A 19476-nucleotide genomic window follows, 5' to 3' on the forward strand; every position below is an offset into this window, starting at 1 on the left:
ATCGGAAACCCGTCCGCCGCGCAGCGTAAAACCCCTGATCATCTCGCCGGAACGGGGTGGGAAGCACCGGCGCAATGAGGTGAATCGTCCCCGCGGGCACGGCCGGGCCGGTGCGGCCGGCGGGGCGTCCGCCTCGGGCACCCCCGGCGGGCCGTCGGGCGAACAGGGGTAGAGATAGCTCCACCTTTTCTTGGGACCTAGCTGGGATGTCCCAGGGCTCATCTCCGGCCAACATGGAGCATGTTGAAGAGCCTCGTGGGGAGACCGAACCATGCACGACACCGATGTGACCAGGCTGCATAAGCACTACCGAGCCCAGACCGGGAAGCTCACCGGCCGTCCGCCGCACCTGGGGGAGACGTGAAGCACTCGGCCGAATCGCATTCCTCGTCCGTGACCGACCATCCGGAAACGGATGCCAAGGACGAGCAGAAGCAGGTCCCGGAGAACTTCCAGGAGCAGCTGGCCTACGCCTGGGAGTACATCGGCGGGGTCTACGGCACGATCCTGACCATCCTGCCGGTCATCACCTACATCGTGGTCAATGCGCTGACCAGCATGTGGCCGGCGATCTGGGCCTCGATCGGCACCGCGGTCCTGGTGGGCATCTTCCAGCTGCTGCGCAAGGAGAAGCTGGCCGCCGCCTTCATCGGCCTCGGCACGGTGCTCATCACCTCCGGCGTCGCCGTCTTCGTCGGTGAGGCCAAGGGCTACTACCTGCTCGGCAACTGGATCACGGTCGGTATCGGCAGCATTCTGCTGCTGTCCGTGCTGGTGCGCCGGCCCCTGATCGGTCAGGTCTGGGCGGCGGCCAACTTCCAGGGAACGTTCTGGCGCCGGGACCGGAAGTCGAAGTTCTACTACGACCTGGCCACGCTGCTCTGGTCGATGCTGAGCTTCTCCCGGTTCGCGGTGGAGCGGTGGCTCTACAACATGGACGAGACCACCTGGCTCGGCATCGCGCGGCTCGTCATGGGCTGGCCGCTGACCTTCTTCGCCGTGATGACCAGCATCTGGGCGGTCCGCAAGGTGGACGGGCGGCGCAAACTCTACGACCCGAATTACAAGGACCCCAAGCAGAAGGAATCCGGGGAGAGCGACTCGGCGGACGTCGAGACCGCGAAATCCCGCGGGGAATAGCAACGCCGAGCCCATACAGCTCCGTGGGTGAGGCGACCAACCGGTGGATCCCCCTCCCCCGTGTGTCGGCGGCGGTCAGTGACCGTCGCTGTCCAGGGGTATACACCGCCACGATTTCCGGTCCGCAACAGCGGACCGGAAATCGTGGGTTCCACTCCCGTTGAAGGGCATCCGATATGCGCACGTCGAAGGCGGTCGAGGTCCCGAAGCTCCTGGCGGCGTCGTACGCCAGACGACCGTGTGACGGGCCCATAGGGGCGTACGCGAACGGTTAGGGGTTGCCGACGGCACGGCCGGCAAGCACTGTCGTCCGAGGGTTTCACCACGTACGGAAGTCTGAGGGGATGCACACGTGAACGCGCACGCCGATGAGGATCTGTGGGTCCGACGGTTCCATCCCGCGCCCGAGGCGGCGACCAGGCTGGTCTGCCTGCCCCACGCCGGCGGCTCGGCCAGTTTCTATTTCCCGGTGTCCAGGGCGCTCGCCCCGGCGATCGACGTGCTGGCAATTCAGTACCCCGGCCGACAGGACCGCCGGAACGAGCCCTGCCTGGACAACATCGCGGATCTCGCCGACGCGGTGACCGAGCGGCTGCTGCCCTGGACCGACCGGCCGCTGGCGATATTCGGGCACAGCATGGGCGCCACCCTCGCCTTCGAGGTGGCGCTCCGCCTCGAACAGCGCGAGATCACCCTGCAGGCCCTGTTCGCCTCCGGGCGCCGGGCACCGTCCCGCCACCGCGAGGAAACGGCGCACCTGTACGACGACGCCTCACTGGTCCGCGAGATCAAGGCGCTCAACGGCACCGAGTCCCAGACGCTGGACGACGAGGAGATGCTGCGCGCGGTGCTGCCCGCGATCCGCAGCGACTACCGGGCCGCGGAGACCTACCGCTATCAGCCGGGGCCGCCGCTGAACTGCCCCGTATACGCGATGGTCGGGGAGAGCGACCCGAAGGTGAGCATCGATGAAGCCCGCTCCTGGAGCGATCACACCAAGGAGCACTTCGAGCTGCAGACCTACCCTGGCGGGCACTTCTACCTGAACGCTCAGGCGCCCCGGATCATCGACGCGATCTCACAGGCGGTGTCGGCGACTTCCGGCACCGCATAACGGTGGCTGCCTAATGCTGTTGTCAAGCCACGAGATGGAGTGGCGGCCGGGCTTGGTAGGGCCGTCGGTCGCGCAGGATTGCGTAGAGGACGTTGACGCGGCGTCGGGCCAGGGCGATCAGAGCCTGGTGGTGTGTCGTTTTCCTTCGGCTCGCTTGCGGTCGTAGTAGGTCCGCGAGGCCGGATCGTTCTTGATCGCGCAGAACGCGGATTGGTAGAAGACTCGTTTGAGGGTCTTGTCGCCGCCGGTCGCGCTGCGGGAGTAGCGGGTCTTGCCGGACTGGGTGAGGACGGGGGCCAGGCCGGATGCGGCGGCGAGTGCGTCGCCGCCGGCGAAGCGGCGGATGCTGCCGATGGCCGCGAGGAACTCGGCGGTGAGGGTGGCCCCCATCCCGGGCAGGCTGCGGATGAGGGCCCCGTCAGGGTGAGCTTCGACCAGCTGGCCGATCTCGTTCTCCAGGGCTTTGAGCCTGCTTCGCAGCAGCAGAAGTTCGTCGGCGAACTCGCGGATGAGCGCGGCGGTGCGGCGCTCGCCGGTCACGGCCAGCTGCTGGCTGCGGGCTGCTGTGACGGCGGCTTCGGCGAGGGCTTGCGCGGTGGTGTTCTTGACTCCGCGTCGGGTGAGGTAGCTGGTGATCCGGGCTGTTCCGGCCTGGCGGATCTCGGCCGGGGTGACGTACCGGGACAGCAGGAGAAGGCTGCCCTTGTGCCGGGGTTCGACCACACGGTCCAGGCCGGGGTGGATGGCGGTGAGCAGGTCGCGCAGCCGGTTGATGCGCATCGTGGTGTCCTTGACGAGATTGGTGCGGTGGGAGACCAGCAGCCGCAGTTCGACGGTGGTCTCTTCGGGCAGTTCGACCACTCGCAGATCGTCACGGAGCAGGACTTGTTCGGCGATGACCTTGGCATCGCGGGGGTCCGACTTGTTCTCCCCGCCCCGGGTCCCGCGGCGGGCCCGGTTGACCGCCAGGCCGGGGACGTGGACGCATCGGAAGCCTTGGGCCAGCAACATCGCGGCCAGCAGGCCGGAGATGCCGCCGAGCACGTCCAAGCCGACGGTGACAGGGCCGTGTTCGGCCTCGACGGCGTTGAATTCCTCGATCGCCTCGGTGATGGCGGCGGAGTCGTTGTCGACTCGGTGATGCAGCAGGAGCCGGGCGCGGTCGTCGATGACCGTCAGCCAGTGGAATTCCTTGGCGATGTCGAATCCTGCGTGGGCGGACATGGTGACGCTCCCCTCGCCGTGCAACAACGTGCGGCGCGACTCCTTCCGTCTGTCCTCGCCCTACCAAGCGATGGTCCGCAGAGCCTAATCAGCAGTCCGGAAGAAGTGGCGGGGCAGGGGGATCAGCCACCGAAGCCATCAAGGGCAGCCAGCATGAAAACCATCCCTGCCCCACCCGCGCTGTCCCAGAGTCGCGAACTCCCGGGACGCACTCAAGAAGGTAGGGCGGCATGAGGGGGGCCTGCACCAGGCGGTGCAGGCCCCCCTCATGCGGCCCGGAGCCGGCCCACGCTCACTCCGGAAGCCGGACCGGCGCAATCTCGTGGAAGACATCGCCGGGTCCGGGGTTCTCCGGAGCTGTGCTGCCGCCGAGGTGGTCGACCACACCCCAGACCGCGTTCAGCGCGGTGGTCACGGCACCCTCGGCGAACCCACCGGTCCAGGAGATGTCGTCGCCGCACAGGAAGAAGCCACGATGCCGCGGATCGAGCTCGTGCTGCATGAAGTGGCTGAACAGCCGCCGCTGGTAGCGGTAGTGACCGGGCAGATTCGCCTTGAAGGCACCCATGAACCGCGGCTCGGTCTCCCAGGTGATCGTCAGCGGTGCGCTGATGAGGTGCGAACGGATGTCCACCCCGGGGTAGATCTCGCCCAGCTTGGCCAGCAGAAGCTCCAGCCGCTCCTCCGCCGACAGGGTGGCGAACTTCAGCGAGTCGTCGTTCCAGGTGTAGGACAGGCACATCACGCCCGGCCGGTCCGGTCCGGAGTCGAACAGGTAGACACTGCGCGGCATCCGGTCCGTGAGGGTCATACCCATCGCCATCTGGCCGGTGTGCGGATCGGTGTCCAGCCAGAAGGGCCGGTCGGTCAGCACGAACACCTTTGAGGAACCCATGTAGTGGGTGCGTTCGACGGCGCTCCACAGGCCGGTCGGCAGCAGGTCCGGATCGCTGTCCACATGATTGAGCAGGGCCCAGACGTGCGGGCTGAACACCACGGCCGGATACCGGTCCCGGCGGCCGTCGGCGTCCGTCACCTCGTAGCCCTCGGCATCGCGTCCGATGCGCACGGCCGCGGGCCGCGGGGACCCCCCGTGCAGACCGGCCAGCGAGGTGCCGGCCGGCCAGTGCGCGAGCCGGTCGGGCCGGTGCGTCCACAGCCCACGGGGCAATTGCTGGGCGCCGCCTTCGATCGTCATCTGGTCGTCGTCCGCCGCGGTGCAGACGACACGGAGGATCTCGATGATGGAATTCGGGAAGTCGGTGTCCCATCCGCCGGTGCCGAAACCGACCTGGCCGAAGATCTCCCGGTGCCGGAAGGAGGCGAATGCCGGACTGGTGGCGAGGAATCCGTAGAAGGACTGGTCGTCGTACTCCTTGACCAGCTGATTCCATATCGCCTTCAACACGGGGATATCGCGGCGGCGGATCGCGTCCTGCATGCTGGAGAGTTCGGCGCGGTCCTGCAGCGCCTTGGCCCAGGCATCCGCGACTTCCTGGAACTCCGAGGGCAGATCGGCCGCCGACCGCGCCCGGTGCGCGCGTCCTTCCAGATGCACCATGGTGGCTGGGGTGGAGGGCGCCAGCGGGTTGGGGAACGGGGAGGTACGCAGGCCGAGTTCGTCGATGTAGTGGAACAACGTGGTCGCCGACACCGGGAAACGCATCGCGCCCATCTCGGCCAGCAACTCGGGATGCTCCGGGAACGGCACCGAACGCATCCGCCCGCCCAGCTGCTCGGCCTCGTACACCACCGGCCGCAGCCCGAGCCGCATCAGCTCATAGGCCGCGGTCATCCCGGACATCCCGCCGCCGATCACCGCCACCGGAGTGCCGTGCCGGTGCCGGGGCACGGTGCCGAGCCCGGCCGGATGTCGTAGCCAGTCGTCATAGGCGAACGGGAAATCCGGTACGAACATGGTCACTCGTTCCGAACTGGCCAAGGTCATGAGGAAACCTCTCGATCGGTCGCGGTCGGAGCGGATCCCGGTACCACTCGGGTCGGCGTTCCCGCAGATTGGAGTGGCGGCACGCGCCGTACGAAGTTCCTCGTCGGTCACCGGTATTCCCCGGTGGGAACCTATTTTCCGCGCACAATGCGCGGCAACCCCTACCGACCCCGGCTTCACAAAACCGGACCCGCAGACTCCGGCACACCCCCTGAAGGAGATACAGGGGTATCTGGCCCACGAGTTCGCGGCGTATTTTGCGCCCTTTCAGTCCCGCCCGGCCGGCAACTCTGCGTACGGGAATTCCTTTCCACCGGTCGCGCCGTATCGCCGCGGGCGGGCCGCCTTCCTTCCCGGCGGAATGAGGGCCGCTCACACGGGGCGGCAGCCTGGAGAGGGAAGTGCCTCCTCTATAGACTCGAACGGTGAGCAGCGAAACCGAGGTGCCGCGTCCGGAGCAGCTGGACGAGGGCGACCTGCTGCTGGCCAACGCCCTCCAGGCCGCGCCCCGCGCGACCTGGAGCGAGCTGGGAAAGGTCCTCGGACAGGACGCGGTGACCTTGGCCCGCCGCTGGGAGCGCCTCAGCAGCAAGGGCCTGGCCTGGGTCACCCCCGCGCTGGGCCCCGGACTCCTCTACCGGACCTGCCGGGCCTTCGTCGAGATCCACTGCGAACCGGGCAGTGCCGCCCAGGTGTCGGCCGAGCTGTCCCGTCAGCCCCACCTGCTCACCATCCAGCATGTCGCCGGCACCTACGACCTGTTCGCGATCGCCTTCACCCCGGACTTCGCCTCGATGTCCGACTACCTCCTCACGAGCCTGCCCCGGCAGGAGGGCGTCGTCCGCGTCCGTTCCCACCTGGTGACACGCAACTTCCGTACGGGATCGCAGTGGCGCCTGGGCGTGCTGAACCAGCGCCAGGAGCGGGCCCTGCTCCGCACCCGTCCGGAACCGCAGAGTGCCGAGGCCACGGCGTACAGCACCTGGGAGCGCGAACTGATCGTCGCGCTGAGCAACGACGGCCGGATCCGCTACACCGATATCGCCACGGAACTGGGTGTCACCCCCCGGACCGTGCAGCGCCGGCTGAACCGGCTGCTGGGCAACCGCGACCTGCTCCTGCGCTGCGATGTCGCGCAGCCCCTCGCGGGCTGGCCGACCGGCGCCGTGCTGTGGCTCAACGTCCCGGACGAGCGGCTGGAGGAGGCCGGCCGTACGCTCGGCGCCTTCCCGGAGACCCGCAGCTGCGCGGCGCTCTCCGGCGCGAACAACCTGCTGGTCACGGTCACCCTGCACTCGGTGGACGCGCTCCACGACTGGGCCGTGCAACTGCGCCAGGCGCTCCCGTACGCGGACATCGCGGACCGTTCCGTGGTGCTGCGCCAGGACAAGCTGTGCGGTCATCTGCTGGATGCGTGGGGACGAAGCCGTGGCGTCGTCCCCCTCGACATCTGGCGTCCCAGCGGCCTCAGCCGGTGAGGCGGGTGGTGCCCGTACGGCCGCCGACCACGGGAACCGCGACGGCCGGCCGCCGCAGGCCCGCACCGAGCGCCCGCTCGATCTGCCGGGCCAGCCGCAGGACGCCGAGGTCGTCGCCGCTGCGCCCGACGATCTGCACCCCTACCGGCAGCCCGTCCGCGGTGAAGCCCGCCGGCACCGACAGGGCGGGTACGCCGAGCACGGTGAACCAGTACATGGAACGCATGCAGTCGAGATAGTTCTCGCTCCTGGTGCCTCCGATGCGCTCCGGCCACAGCTGATCCGCGCTCCACGGCACCACCTGGGTCGTGACCGTCACCAGATAGCGGTACTCGCGGGTGAACTCCGCGAACCGCTGGAAGAGCAGCCCGCGGAGCTTGTGTGCGCGCATCAGACCCGCCGAGGTCGTCGCCAGCCCGTTCTCGATGTCCTGGCGGACCCTGATGCCGAAGGCCTCGGGGTTCGCGGCGTACCGGTCACCGTAGTTGAGCGCCCGGTACCAGCCGCGCAGCGTGCGGAACGCCTCGTCGGCCCCGGTCATGTCCGGGGCCGCGACGGCGACCTTGCGGGAGATTCCGGCCAGGGCCTCGTGCACCGGCTGCATCGCGGTGCGCACGGCGTCGTCGACAGCGAGTTGGCCGCCGAGGTCCGCACTCCACGCCACCGGTACGTCCGAGAAGTCGTACTCCAGACCGGCGTTGAACCGGGACGTGTCACCGAGGCCCCAGGGGGACCGCGGATCGGCCCGGGTCAGCACCGACATCTGCAGCGCGACATCGTCGACGGTACGGCCGACAGGGCCCTGGATGCTCAGCGGTGCGAACGGATCGTTGGCCGGCCACATCGGAACCGAGCCCACCGACGGCCGCAGCCCCACGACATTGCAGAAGGTCGCCGGGTTGCGCAGTGAACCGCCGGTGTCACCGCCGTCGGCCAGGGCCACCATGCCCGTCGCGACGGCGGCCGCCGCACCGCCGCTGCTGCCGCCGGCCGTCAGGTTCAGGTCGTACGGGTTGCGGGTGGGGCCGAACAGCTCGTTTGTGCTCTGGATGCCCGCACCGAACTCGGGCACATTGGTCTTGCCGACCGTCACGGCACCCGCGTTCACCAACTGCTCGACGACCAGCGCGTCATGGTCCGGCACATGGCCGGCGTAGAGCTTCGAACCGTAGGTCGTCCGGATGCCCTTGGTCGGGGCGAGGTCCTTGTGCGCGACCGGGAGGCCGTGCAACGGACCCAGCAGCTCTCCTCGTGTGACGGCGGCGTCGGCGCGGGCGGCCAGCGCACGGGCGTGGTCCTCGGCGAGCGTGATGATCGCGTTGACCTTCGGGTTCACCGCGTCGATCTGGGCGAGGTGGGCGTCGAGGATCTCGCGCGCCGACACCTCACGGCGCCGCTGGAGCTCCACCAGTTCCCGGGCCGGCAGCCACAGGAGGTCGTTCTCGGTCACAAAGATCAGCAGTCCTTGCCTTGGTCGATGGGGGATGTGCTTACGGCAGATGGATGGGGGCGCCGGGGCCCAGCGGCAGGTCGAGGAAGTAGAAGCCGGTGAGGATGACGGTCCAGACCGTCGCGAAGGACAGGGCGAACGGCACCAGCCGGGAGATGACCGTGCCGAGTCTCAGCTCGGGCTGGTACTTCTGCGCCGAGACCAGCGCGAAATACAGGAAGACCTGCATCGGCGTGATCGCCCCGGTCACGGAGTCGCCGATCCGGAAGGCCGCGTGCATGGCGGCGGGAGACAGGCCCAGCAGCATCCCGGCCGGCACCATGACGGTGCCCAGGATCGACCACAGCGCGGAGCCCGAGGTGATCAGCAGATTCAGCAGCGAGGTCACCAGGACGACCGCGAGCAGAATCCCGAAGCCCCCCAGCCCGGCGGACTTCGCACCGTCCGCGAGACCGATGGCGAAGAGCTTGCCCAAGTTGCTCCACGTCAGCAGATTGATGGTCTGCGCGATCGCGAAGACGAGCACGACGAACCCGGACATGTCCCGGACCGCGCCGATGAGGTGCGGATAGACGGCACGTGCTTCCTTGCCGACCCCGCCACAGCGGGCGTAGACGACGCCGAAGACGAAGAACAGCCCGGACAGCACGAGGGCGAGGCTGTCGACGAAGGGGGAGGGAGCCAGCACCCCGTCCTCCCCGCGCAGCGGGCTGCCCGGCAGCAGCCAGGCGGTGACGAGCGCGGCGGCGACCGCCAGCGTCACCCCGCCGCTGATCAGCAGCGCCCGGCGCTGCGCCGGGGTCGCCAGCGTCTCGGCGGCCGGCCCCTCCGAACCGGAATGCGCCGGATCGTGCTTCGGGTTCCAGGCCGCCAGCCGCGGTTCGAGGACCCGGTCGATGAGGAAGCCGCCGACCAGCGGAAGGATCAGTCCGGCCGTCGCGGTGAAGAACCAGTTCATGGCGATATGGACGTGATAGCCCTCGATGCCCGGCAGCAGCTGCGCCGCGCTCTGCGTGATACCGGTCGTGGTCACATCGAGAGTGCCGAGCAGAATCCCTCCGTCGTAGCCGCTCCCCACGCACACAAAGGCACCGAGCAGGCCCGCCACCGGGTGCCGTCCCACCGCCTTGAAGACGATCGCGGCGAGCGACGGCAGCAGGATGTAGGCGGAGTCGGCCAGTACGTGCCCCTGGCAGGCGACGAAGGCGACGAGGTAGGGAACCCAGCGCCGCGACACCCGCAGGAACGCGAACCGCATCAGACATTCCAGGGCGCCGGTACCCTGCGCGACGCCTATGCCCATCGCGATGACAAGCACCGGGCCGAGCGCGGGAAAGGCCATGAACGAATCTATGGCCGTGCCAAGAAGATGACTGAGCCCCTCCGGCGTCAGCGCACCGAGCACGGGCGTCGGCTTCTTCTCCCCCGGCACCTGCACCGTCACGTCGAAGGCGGCAACCACCGTGGACACCACGGCGACCAGCCCGAAGATGCCGGCGAAGAGCACGAACGGATTGGGCAGCCGGTTGACCAATCGCTCGACCCGTCCCAGCAATCCCTCCAGCGGAAGCGGGTTCCGTTCCAGTGCCTTCATTGCTGTCTGCCTCTCGTCCCGGAGCGTGTCGGCGGTGTGCGTGCGCCACTATCGAGGGGGCGGCGCAAATCTCCGGAGAGGTGCAGGGGAATGTCCATCCAAGCCTTGAATCCGCAGAAAAACGGCCATCGCTGTCATGGCGCTGCGACCACGACCGGGGAACTGCGGCACCTCCGGACAGTTGCAGCCGACGGCTCGGCGCCCCCCTCGGCGGCCGGCACACCAAGTGACCGCGCCCCTCTGACGTGCTGCTCCGACGTGCCCCTCTGACGCGCCGCTCCGCTTAACATGTCCCCGTCAATTGCTCACGGCGGGGGAGCGGGGGAGAGAGCAGATGGCTCTCTTCACCCTCGAAGCCGAGGCACGCCCGCCGTATCCGGTCGGCGCGCGCCCGGTTCAAAGCCACATCTGAAAAGGAACGTCATGCGTTTCGCCCGAATACTTGCCACCGCAGGAACCGTTGTCGCCTTGGCGTCGGTCTCGGCTTGCGGCCTGCCCTCCGCGGGTTCACCCCAGGAAGCGGGGGACTTCCTCAAGTCGACGCTCCACTGCGAGAGCATCGACATCGCCTCACCCCCCGAGGTCCAGCGGGTGGAAGCCATGGGGATGACGGGCATCAACGGCGGTGGCGAGTGCAAGGACCCGGCGGGCGACGACGGTGACGTCGACTTCCTCACCATCGAGGACATGGAGGCGTTCCAGACCGCCGTCAAGGGGGACGACGACGAACAGGACGAGCTCATGATCGGCGACGACTTCGTCGTCGACCCGAGCAGCGACGACCAGCGGCATCAACTCCTCAAGGCCGGGCTGCTGTTCCTCAACTGCACCCCGGACTTCAAGGCTCCCCCCGGCAAGACCGCGGACGACGGCGAAATCGAGGGCTGCTCCACGACCGACTATTCGGAGGATCTCGACTGACGTCCCCTAGACGGCTCGGCGCGGGCACCGTCCGCGCCGAACCGTTCCCCGGTCGCGGACGGGCCGTGTGGATCAGTGGGCGGTGAGACCACCGTCGACCACCAGCTCGGTACCGGTGACGAACGAGGACTCGTCGCCGGCGAGAAACAGCATGGCCGAGGCGATCTCATCGGGGCGGCCCGCGCGGCGCATCGGGGTACGCACGATGTCCGGCTGCTGGTCGCCCTGCTCCTCCAGGAGCTCCTGGATCATCGGCGTGGCGATGACACCGGGGTGGACGGAGTTGACCCGTACTCCCTGACGGGCGTACTCGACTGCCGCGGTCTTGCTGAGCAGACGCACCGCGCCCTTGGACGCCTGGTAGGCCGCGGCTGCTCCGCTACCCACGAGCCCCAGGACGGACGAGGTATTGATCACCGAGGCGTTGCCGCCGGCGCGCAGCAGGGGCAACGCAGCCTTCATCCCGAGCCAGGTGCCCTTCTGGTTCACGTCGATGACGCGGTCCCACATGTCTTCCCGGGTGTCCTCGATACCCGGCCAGTCCAGGATGCCCGCGACATTGACGAGAACGTCCAGAGCGCCGAACCGCTCACGGACGGTGGTGATCACGCCATCCCATTGCTGGGCGGACGATACATCCAGACAAGCGGAGACGACTTCCGCCCCGGTCTCCTCCAACTCCTCCGTGAGCGCCGCAAGCCGCTCCTGCCGGACATCGGTAACAACCAGCCGCGCGCCTTCCCGGGCGAACAGTCTGGCCGTCGCCGCGCCGATTCCTCCCGTCGCCCCGGTGATCAACGCGACCTTGCCGTCCAGCCGTTGCCCGGTCATCGTGGTGTCGTCCCCTCTCTCGGCCGTGGTGCGCTGGGGCAGTACCGCCCGCGCTCGGCGTGTCAGACCAGACGACAGCAAGCGTCAACGCCGCACTCACCTGCCCGCGGCACGACGCCCTCCTCCCGCCCGCTGCCCGTCCCTTTCGCCACCAAGCCTGGACGCCCCGGAAACCGCTGACCAGGACGCGCCCTGCCTGGGTGCCACACACCGGGGCAGGGCACCGATCCCCTTTTTGCCGCTGAGGTACGACACCCCTGGAGTGGCGTCTCCACCACGCTGACGCCGCTTCTCGATCACCCCGACGACGGCGGCCCCGATCTCACGCCACCCCAATGCGCCGCAATCCTGCCCCGCCAGCGCCAGGCCCGTGTCATGTCAGTGGGGTGTGGGGGAGTGGTGCGCCGGGGCCGCGGGGCGAGGGGCGAGTCGGTAGGAGTCGCCGTGGGATTGCACCAGGCCGCCCGTGGGGGAGGGGAAGTGGGTGCCGAGCATCAGGGTGCCGGTGTCGGCCAGGGAGGCGAGGAGGTGGTGTCGGGTGGCGGCCGCTTGGTGGGGGTCGCTGTCCACGCAGCTGCCGATGTCGGGGTGGAGCAGTTGTACGGGGTGATGGATACAGTCGCCGGTGATCAGGGCGGTGGCCGTGCGGCCGTGCAGTTCGACGGCGAGGTGGCCGGGGGTGTGTCCGGGGGTGGGGATCAGGCGGATGCCTGGCGCGATCTCGGTGCCCGCTTCCGGGATGTCGACGAGGTCGAGAAGGCCGGCGTCCTTGATGGGGTGGACGGAGTCCCGGAACATCTGCCGCCGGGCTTCGTCCATGTCTGCCGTCGCCCAGTGGTTCCACTCCGTTCGGGCCGTCAGATAACGGGCGTTGGGGAAGGTGGGTTTCCATGTGTCGCCGTCGGCATACGTGTTCCACCCGACATGGTCGGTGTGGAGGTGCGTGAGGATCACGAGGTCGATGGTCCGGGGCGGGAAGCCGGCGGCGTCGAGGCGCGCGAGGTAATCGCTGTCGAGGTTGTTCCAGGCGGGGTTGGCGCGGGTTTTGCCGTTGCCGATACCGGTATCGACGAGGACGCGCAGGCCGTCGACCGAGAACGCGAAGCTGTGGCTGCTCAGCCGCAGGGTGCCGGCGTCGTCGGCGAAGTCGGGCCGCAGCCAGGGCGCTTGGGCCACCACGTCAGGGGTGGCTGCCGGCAGCAGCCAGGGGCCGGTCTGCGGGGGCAGGGCCACCTCGTCGATGCGGTGGACGCTGACGTCCCCCAGGTCCCAGGCCGGAGACGTGCTGCTGGATGAGGGTGTCGAGTGGCTGGGCATGCGGCGTTTCCGTTCGTTCGCTCGTACTTGGGATGTGGGTCGGGGGCGGGGCGGTGAGGGCCGGTGGTGCCCGGCTCCGGAGGGGCAGGTGGCGGTGTGGTCGTGGGGTTCAGGACGGGCACGGGCGGCGGGCTCTTGTTGCTGGGGAGACGCAGGAGTCGGCGGTGAGCGTTGACGGGGCCTCACGGGGTCCCAGTGGGTTCGGCCGCTCCACCGTAAACGCTATTTATTTGCTTTAGATGACGCTAGCCTCTACCGTCGACTAAGGCAAATCTTTTGCTTTTGACGAGGTGGTCGCCGGACCGCCGCTCCGTAACTCACCCTGCACGCACACGAAAGGCATCCATGAGCGCCGTCGAACTCACCCCAGCGGAGGCCGCCCGATGGGCGCTCCGCGCCGGGCTCCCGTTGGAGAGCGAGCGTCACGCCGACGTGGCCGCCGCCGCGAACCACATCCACGCCGTGGTGAGCACCTTGCGTGACCTGGACTTCGGGGAGACACCCCCCGCCACTCACATCGTTGAAGAGGAGGCCGACGATGCGTCCCTTTGAACTGACCCTCGCCGAGGCGGCCGACGCCGTGGCGAACGGGGAGCTGTCGCCGGTGGAGCTGACCGGTTCCGTGCTCGAACGCATCGACGCTGTCGAAGAACGGCTCGGGGCGTACGTGGCCGTGACGGGCGAAGTGGCGCGGAGGTCGGCCGCGTTGGCGGAGCGCGAGATCGCGACCGGCCGGTACCGCGGCCCGCTGCACGGCATACCGTTCGGGCTGAAGGACCTCATCGATGTCGCCGGCCTGCCGACCACGGCGAGTTCCCGGGTGAGGGAAGGGCATGTCGCGCAGGCCGACAGCGCGGTGACCAGGAGCCTGTTCGATGCCGGCGCGGTGCTCCTGGGGAAGACGCACACGCACGAATTCGCTTACGGGCTGACGACACCCCAGACGCGCAACGCCTGGGACCCGGGCCGCGTAGCGGGTGGGTCGAGCGGTGGTTCCGCGGTCGCCGTGGCCGCGGGAGCGGCCACCTTCGCCCTGGGTACGGACACCGGAGGTTCCATCCGCGTACCCGCGGCGCTGAACGGAGTCGTCGGGCTCAAGCCGACCTACGGCCTCATCTCCCGGGACGGTGTGACCTCGCTGTCCTGGTCCCTGGATCATGTCGGTCCGCTCACCCGTACGGTGCGGGACGCGGCGCTGGTGCTCTCCGCGCTGGCGGGGCACGACGAGTATCCGGCCGGCCTCGGCGCGGCGCGGCCCGAGCACCCCCTCCCTCGGGAAAGGGACTTGAAGGGCCTGCGGATCGGAGTGCCCGCCAACTACTACTTCGACCGGGTCGGTCCCGAGGTCGAAACCGCCGTACGAGGCGCCATCGCCCAGATGTCGGACCTCGGGGCCGACCTCGTCGAGGTCGAGATCCCGATGGCCCGCTACATCCAGGCGCTCCAATGGGGCCTGATGGTCCCGGAGGCGACGGCCTACCACGAACGAGCACTACGGTCGGCCCCGGAGCGGTATGGGCCGGACGTCCGGGTGCTGCTGGAGGCCGGCGAGCTCCTTTCGGCCGGTGACTATCTGCGGGCCCAGCGGGCCCGTACCCTCATGCGCCGGGAGTGGGGGCGCCTGTTCGAACAGGTCGATGTGATCGCTGCGCCCACGGTGCCGATGACAGCCGCCGAGGCCGGCCAGGACACCGTGGCATGGCCGGACGGTACGACGGAGAGTGTCTCCGACGCCTATGTCCGTCTGTCCGCGCCCGCGAACATCACCGGGGTCCCGGCGCTGACCCTGCCGGTCGGCCGCGATCACGCGGGGCTGCCCATCGGCATGCAGCTGATGGGGCCGCCCATGGGGGAAGCCCTTGTGCTGCGGGCCGGGCATGCCTACGAATCGGTCCGGGGTGAGCCGGCTGAGGTGGCGGCGGTGACGGCCTGAGGGGCGGACGCAGGGCGTGCTTGTGTGCGGCAGCCGGTTCGGCGGCAAGTGCGCCTGTGCCCTCGTCGGAGGCTGGGCTCTCTGTGGGCGAGGGCTGCTACTGCCGAGAAGGGGCGTGAGGGAGGGCCCCCACCCCCTGACGCAACGATTTTGCTTTAAGGTGGTGTCATGAGTCCCAAGGCCATGGCTCGCCCCGGTGGGCGCAGCGCCCGCGTCCAGGAGGCGGTGCACGCCGCGGTGCGCGAACTCGAAGCCGAACAGGGCCGCGCGTCACTGACCGTACCGGCGGTCGCGGCCCGCGCGGGCGTCACCCCGTCGACGATCTACCGTCGCTGGGGCGACCTCCACGAGCTCCTGTCCGACGTGGCGGTCGAACGCCTGCGCCCCGAGGAGCCACCCGCCGACCACGGAAGCCTCCACACGGATCTGGAGTCCTGGGCCAGGCAGTTCCTCGACGAGATGGCGTCACCGTCGGGACGCGCCTACATTCGCGACGCGCTCCTCGGCGACCCTGACGGCAGTAATGCCGGCCAGTGCTCGGCCTACGCCGCGGACCAGATCGAAGTCATCCTCGCCCGGGCGAGGGGGCGCGGTGAGACCGTTCCCGACGTCGACGTCGAAGCAGTCGTGGACCACGTCGTGGCCCCGATGATGTACCGCATCCTGTTCCGGCCGGGCCAACTGACCGTTTCGTACGCGGATCACCTCGTACGCGCTGTCCTTACCTCACCCGTCTCGCCCGACTGACGGAGTGAGACGCCGGCGTCGTCGCCACTGCCATACCGGCGGCGATCCGTGCCGCCCTGGCTCAGCGAGCGGGCCTGCCCTGCCGGCACGTCACGAACCCTCCCCAGCACAAGAGCGTGCGACTTTGGTTGCGGTACATCGCGACGAAAGGTGGTGTCGCCGGCAGGAGGGGTTGCTTAACGTGGCTGCGTGACAGGTGTGGAAGGTATGGAGCGGGTGAGGCGCGCTCGCCAGGCGCCGGCGGCGAGGCTGCGTGGGGCGTTCCGGCGGCTGGCCGATCCGGGCAGGACTCTCTTCGATCCCGGGATGTGGCCGCCCGGGCGCATCGCGGGCGAACTGCTGCTGAGCGTGGTGCTGGGGACGCTGGCGGCGGGGATCGAGACCCTGCGCGGCGGGGGCGCGGTACAGACCGTGGCCGTCGCTCTGGCTGCCGGGCTGCTGTTGCAGCTGCGCCGGGTGCTGCCCGGGACCGTACTTCTGGTGACCGTCGTGAGTTCGGCCGCGTTCGCCGGTCTCGCCCCGCTGACCCCCGTCGTCGGCTGGTCGGCCGGGCGCCGGATCACCGGGGTCGGCAGGGCGACCGGCACCTTCGCCCTTGCGTATGCCCTCAGCTTCGGCCTGGAACTCCAGCAGGAGTTGCCCCGTATCTCGCCGGGGATTCTGTTCGTCGGCGTCCTGGCGACGCTGGTCGCGATCGTCGTGCCCGGCCTCGCCGGCCGTTACTGGTCGCAGCGCCGCACCCTGCTGGACACCCTGCGGGAGTACAACGCCCAACTGCTGCGCGAGCGCGCGATGATCGCTGGACAGGCCCGGATGCGCGAGCGCCAGCGCATCGCGCAGGACATGCACGACAGCCTCGGCCATCAGCTCGCGCTCATCTCGGTGCACACCGGAGCGCTGGAGGTGGACCGCGAGCTGACCGGGCGACAGCGGGAGGCCGTAGGGGTGCTGCGGGAGGCCTCGGTGGGCGCGATGCACGAGTTGCGCGAGGTGGTGGGGCTGCTGCGGGACGGCACCCACGGTCCCGGGGACGGGGCCACTCCCTCGGCGGCCACCGGGGGCGCCCCCACCCCTGCTCTTGAGGCCATGGGGGAGGAGGACGCCAAGGCGTCCGCGCGAGGGGTGGCAGGCATCGAGCGCTTGGTGGAGGTGTCCCGGAGCGCGGGTACGGCCGTGGAGCTGCGGCGCTCGGGCGAGGTGCGCCCGCTCGCCCCGACCGCCGATCACGCGGCGTACCGAATAGCTCAGGAGGGCCTGACCAACGCCCACAAGCACGCCCCGGGCGCCTCGATCACCATCGAACTGCGCTATGAACCGGACTCGTTGGTCGTGGAGGTCGCGAACGGTGCCGCGCCCGGGACCGCGGACGACGGCCGGAGCGTGGTGAGCGGCGGCCAGGGGCTGACCGGGCTCGGGGAGCGGGCCCGGCTCGTCGGAGGCATGGTGCATGTGGGCCCGACGGCCGACGGTGGCTTCCGGCTGGCGGGGGTGCTGCCGTACACCTCGTCGGAGGCCGGTGCCACACGCCCCTCGCCCAGCAGGGCGACGGCGACGTTCGTTGATCCCACAGGCGACTTTCGGCAGCAGATTTCGGCGGGTTCGCCCGGCGAAGGTGATCCGGTCATCGACTGGAACGGTCTGCCGAAGGAGCTGACCAAGGCAATGAGCACGGACAAGAGAAGCAGCGGCATAGCCATCGGCTGCGGGGTGGCGGCACTGATCGCCCTGCTGGTGGTGATCGGCGTCGTCGTCGGTGGGATCTTCCTCGTGAGTGAAATGGACAAGGTAATGATCGAGCCGAAGGAGTACGCGGCGGTGCAGGTGGGCCAGTCCGAGGCCGAGGTGCGCAAGCGGTTGCCCGACGGCTCCTCGTTCCTGGACGAAGGCCTGGACAACGGCGCCCCGCCCGTGCCCGAGGGGGCGAAGTGCCTCAGCCTCAACTCCACGGAGTTCGGCAGTAGTTGGGAGAGGGACCCGGTCTTCCGGTTCTGCTTCAAGGACGGCAAGTTGATCGAGAAGAAGTCCTTCGAGGTCAAGAGGTAAGGGCGGAACGCTCGCCGTGCTGTCCCGGCGGGCGGCCTGATCGGGGATGATGGCGAACGGCCGCAGCTATGACCGTTCAAGAGGGTGCAGGAGACGCGTGATCAAGGTTCTCGTCACGGATGACGAGCCGCTCATTCGGGCGGGCATCAGGATGATTCTCACCTCGGCCGACGACATCGACGTCGTCGCGGAGGCGGCGAACGGCCGCGAAGCGGTCGAACTGGCCCGGGCCCAGCGCGTGGATGTCGTGCTGCTCGACATCCAGATGCCGGTCATGGACGGGCTCACGGCCCTGGCCGAACTCCGCCGTGCCGTCCCCGATGCGCGAGTGCTGATCCTCACCACCTTCGGGGAGCAGCAGAACGTGCTGCGAGCCCTGGCGGAGGGCAGCGCGGGCTTTCTGCTCAAGGACTCGGCGCCCGCGGAGCTGATGCGTGCGGTACGGGCCGCCGCGGCCGGGGACGCGTATTTGTCGCCGGGCGCCACCCGCCATGTCGTGGACTCGCTGGCGTCCGGCCGGAGCGTGCTCCGTTCCGAGCAGGCCCGCCGTCGGCTGGAGACCTTGAGCGACCGTGAGCTGGAGGTTCTGGCGTTGCTGGGCGAGGGCCTCTCCAATGCGGACGCCGGCCAGCGGATCCATATGAGCGAGGCCACGGTCAAGTCGTATGTGAGCCGGATCCTGGCCAAGCTGGGCTGCGAAAACCGGGTACAGGCCGCACTCCTGGCACGCGACGCCGGCCTGGGCACCTGAGCCAAACGGCGATACCGCCCGCCGCAGGGCCGGGGAGCGCTCAGCAGGATGACCGCTCCCCGGCCCTGGACGGTGCCGCCATCAGGCACCTTTCACGGCAGATGCCGGGGACCTGGTATGCATGTCAGGGACCTGGAGGTGCATGTCAGGGACCTGTCATGCATAGCTGTAGAACTTGGTGTGGTCCAACAGGTCCGCCGGGGTGACGTCGTTCCATGGCTTCATCGTGTCGTGGAGGTCGACGACGTCGGGTGTGTTGCCGGTCGGCAGATACCCCGACTTGGGATGCAGCCGCTGCCAGTCGGCCCAGAGCTTGTCGATGAAGCAGTGGTGCAGCCAGAAGACCGGGTCGTTGGGCGAGGAGCCGGTGGTCATCTGCCCGCCGACCCAGACGTGCACCCGATTGTGCAGATTCGGACCGCGCCAGCCCTCGATGTTGTTGCGGAAGCCGTCGGAGGAGCTGTTCCAGGGCGCGGTGTCGTAGACCGGCATGGCGAGTACCCGGTCGACCTCGGCTCGGGTCGGCAGTTCGCGGACCCCGGTGCCGAGCGAGCGGCGCAGGAACGTCCGGCCGTCCACCCGTATGTTCATCGGCCACTTGCCGTTGCCGAAGGCGAACGCCCCCGAGGTCACCCGGCCGTCGCCGCTCCGCCCGTCACCGCCGAGGAAGTCGTCGGCCCACAGGGAGCTGCGGGGGGTGCGATCGGCGGTCCAGTCCCAGTAGGGGAGCATGATCGACGGCGTGATGCTCTGCAGGGCCTCTTCGAACTGCAGCAGGAACCTGCGGTGCCAGGGAAGGAATGACGGTGACCGGTGGCCGGTCCGCTCTCCGTTGTCGGTGTCTCCGATGATGAAAGCGTTGTGGGTGCTGATGAACTCGTCGTAGCGGCCGCTGCGCTTGAGCTCCAGCACCGCATCGATGAAGTTCCGCTTCTCGGTGGCGGTGAGGTCCGCCTGGTTCTTCCGGTCTGCCATGTCGAGGACT

General features: G+C 69.0%; 16 protein-coding genes. 9 read left to right on the forward strand and 7 right to left on the reverse strand.

What is annotated here, in order from left to right:
- Positions 1-393: 393 nt before the first annotated feature.
- Both SLV14N_RS34790 and SLV14N_RS34795 read left to right on the forward strand, forming a co-directional pair.
- Complete coding sequence (locus tag SLV14N_RS34790; protein WP_208686529.1) at positions 394-1140, forward strand: DUF3159 domain-containing protein; 747 nt, start codon at positions 394-396, stop codon at positions 1138-1140.
- Positions 1141-1492: 352 nt separating this feature from the next.
- A complete protein-coding gene (locus SLV14N_RS34795; RefSeq protein WP_263272508.1) occupies positions 1493-2254 on the forward strand; it encodes a thioesterase II family protein in 762 nt (253 codons plus the stop codon).
- A gap of 117 nt (positions 2255-2371) precedes the next feature.
- Here the strand turns inward: SLV14N_RS34795 and SLV14N_RS34800 are convergent, their stop codons facing one another.
- Positions 2372-3478 carry an IS110 family transposase gene (locus tag SLV14N_RS34800; RefSeq protein WP_263272509.1) on the reverse strand — a complete coding sequence of 369 codons (1107 nt, stop codon included), beginning with the start codon at positions 3476-3478 and terminating at the stop codon, positions 2372-2374.
- 292 nt (positions 3479-3770) lie between these two features.
- Positions 3771-5396, reverse strand: coding sequence for an NAD(P)/FAD-dependent oxidoreductase (locus SLV14N_RS34805; RefSeq protein WP_259670601.1), 1626 nt, complete (start codon positions 5394-5396; stop codon positions 3771-3773).
- A 455-nt stretch (positions 5397-5851) separates the two neighbouring features.
- Here SLV14N_RS34805 and SLV14N_RS34810 point away from each other — a divergent pair, with 455 nt between their 5' ends.
- On the forward strand, positions 5852-6904 hold the full coding sequence (locus tag SLV14N_RS34810) for an Lrp/AsnC family transcriptional regulator (protein ID WP_208686535.1): 1053 nt from the start codon (positions 5852-5854) through the stop codon (positions 6902-6904).
- Here SLV14N_RS34810 and SLV14N_RS34815 read toward each other — a convergent pair.
- Entirely contained in the window at positions 6894-8354 is a 1461-nt protein-coding gene (locus SLV14N_RS34815) for an amidase family protein (RefSeq protein WP_208686537.1), read from the reverse strand. The genes SLV14N_RS34810 and SLV14N_RS34815 overlap by 11 nt on opposite strands.
- 40 nt (positions 8355-8394) lie before the next feature.
- Positions 8395-9948, reverse strand: a complete 1554-nt coding sequence (locus tag SLV14N_RS34820) for an AbgT family transporter (protein WP_208686539.1) — start codon at positions 9946-9948, stop codon at positions 8395-8397.
- A 423-nt stretch (positions 9949-10371) separates the two neighbouring features.
- Here SLV14N_RS34820 and SLV14N_RS34825 point away from each other — a divergent pair, with 423 nt between their 5' ends.
- Positions 10372-10869 (forward strand): hypothetical protein, encoded by a 498-nt coding sequence (locus tag SLV14N_RS34825; RefSeq protein ID WP_208686541.1) that lies wholly within the window; start codon positions 10372-10374, stop codon positions 10867-10869.
- 72 nt (positions 10870-10941) lie between these two features.
- Here SLV14N_RS34825 and SLV14N_RS34830 read toward each other — a convergent pair whose 3' ends face one another.
- Both SLV14N_RS34830 and SLV14N_RS34835 read right to left on the reverse strand, forming a co-directional pair.
- Positions 10942-11700 carry an SDR family NAD(P)-dependent oxidoreductase gene (locus tag SLV14N_RS34830; RefSeq protein ID WP_208686543.1) on the reverse strand — a complete coding sequence of 253 codons (759 nt, stop codon included), beginning with the start codon at positions 11698-11700 and terminating at the stop codon, positions 10942-10944.
- A 378-nt stretch (positions 11701-12078) separates the two neighbouring features.
- On the reverse strand, positions 12079-13017 hold the full coding sequence (locus SLV14N_RS34835; RefSeq protein ID WP_263272510.1) for an MBL fold metallo-hydrolase: 939 nt from the start codon (positions 13015-13017) through the stop codon (positions 12079-12081).
- Between the two features lie 345 nt (positions 13018-13362).
- On the opposite strand from SLV14N_RS34835, the gene SLV14N_RS34840 reads away from it, so the two are divergent.
- The 5 genes from SLV14N_RS34840 to SLV14N_RS34860 all read left to right on the forward strand — a co-directional run bounded on the left by SLV14N_RS34840 (position 13363) and on the right by SLV14N_RS34860 (position 18491).
- On the forward strand, positions 13363-13569 hold the full coding sequence (locus tag SLV14N_RS34840) for a hypothetical protein (protein ID WP_208686547.1): 207 nt from the start codon (positions 13363-13365) through the stop codon (positions 13567-13569).
- Positions 13556-14950: an amidase gene (locus SLV14N_RS34845; protein ID WP_263272511.1), complete on the forward strand. Its 1395-nt coding sequence runs from the start codon at positions 13556-13558 to the stop codon at positions 14948-14950. Before SLV14N_RS34840 ends, SLV14N_RS34845 begins: the two co-directional genes overlap by 14 nt.
- A gap of 168 nt (positions 14951-15118) precedes the next feature.
- Positions 15119-15697, forward strand: a complete 579-nt coding sequence (locus SLV14N_RS34850) for a TetR/AcrR family transcriptional regulator (protein ID WP_259670602.1) — start codon at positions 15119-15121, stop codon at positions 15695-15697.
- A gap of 306 nt (positions 15698-16003) precedes the next feature.
- The gene (locus SLV14N_RS34855) at positions 16004-17740 is read left to right on the forward strand and encodes a sensor histidine kinase (RefSeq protein ID WP_263273379.1); all 1737 of its coding nucleotides are present in this window, start codon (positions 16004-16006) and stop codon (positions 17738-17740) included.
- A gap of 97 nt (positions 17741-17837) precedes the next feature.
- On the forward strand, positions 17838-18491 hold the full coding sequence (locus SLV14N_RS34860) for a response regulator transcription factor (RefSeq protein ID WP_263272512.1): 654 nt from the start codon (positions 17838-17840) through the stop codon (positions 18489-18491).
- Between the two features lie 156 nt (positions 18492-18647).
- Here SLV14N_RS34860 and SLV14N_RS34865 read toward each other — a convergent pair whose 3' ends face one another.
- A complete protein-coding gene (locus tag SLV14N_RS34865) occupies positions 18648-19466 on the reverse strand; it encodes a tyrosinase family protein (protein WP_208686551.1) in 819 nt (272 codons plus the stop codon).
- Positions 19467-19476: the final 10 nt, after the last annotated feature.

This window comes from Streptomyces sp. Je 1-4 4N24 (genome assembly GCF_026239515.1).
GTDB classification, from domain to species: Bacteria; Actinomycetota; Actinomycetes; order Streptomycetales; family Streptomycetaceae; genus Streptomyces; species Streptomyces nigrescens.

Excerpts from the sequence above, each read along its gene's own strand:
- SLV14N_RS34800 (WP_263272509.1), bottom strand. The coding sequence starts at position 3,478 with ATGTCCGCCCACGCAGGATTCGACATCGCCAAGGAATTCCACTGGCTG.
- SLV14N_RS34805 (WP_259670601.1), bottom strand. The coding sequence starts at position 5,396 with ATGTTCGTACCGGATTTCCCGTTCGCCTATGACGACTGGCTACGACAT.
- SLV14N_RS34820 (WP_208686539.1), bottom strand. The coding sequence starts at position 9,948 with ATGAAGGCACTGGAACGGAACCCGCTTCCGCTGGAGGGATTGCTGGGA.
- SLV14N_RS34825 (WP_208686541.1), top strand. The coding sequence starts at position 10,372 with ATGCGTTTCGCCCGAATACTTGCCACCGCAGGAACCGTTGTCGCCTTG.
- SLV14N_RS34830 (WP_208686543.1), bottom strand. The coding sequence starts at position 11,700 with ATGACCGGGCAACGGCTGGACGGCAAGGTCGCGTTGATCACCGGGGCG.
- SLV14N_RS34835 (WP_263272510.1), bottom strand. The coding sequence starts at position 13,017 with ATGCCCAGCCACTCGACACCCTCATCCAGCAGCACGTCTCCGGCCTGG.
- SLV14N_RS34840 (WP_208686547.1), top strand. The coding sequence starts at position 13,363 with ATGAGCGCCGTCGAACTCACCCCAGCGGAGGCCGCCCGATGGGCGCTC.
- SLV14N_RS34845 (WP_263272511.1), top strand. The coding sequence starts at position 13,556 with ATGCGTCCCTTTGAACTGACCCTCGCCGAGGCGGCCGACGCCGTGGCG.
- SLV14N_RS34850 (WP_259670602.1), top strand. The coding sequence starts at position 15,119 with ATGAGTCCCAAGGCCATGGCTCGCCCCGGTGGGCGCAGCGCCCGCGTC.
- SLV14N_RS34855 (WP_263273379.1), top strand. The coding sequence starts at position 16,004 with ATGTGGCCGCCCGGGCGCATCGCGGGCGAACTGCTGCTGAGCGTGGTG.
- SLV14N_RS34865 (WP_208686551.1), bottom strand. The coding sequence starts at position 19,466 with ATGGCAGACCGGAAGAACCAGGCGGACCTCACCGCCACCGAGAAGCGG.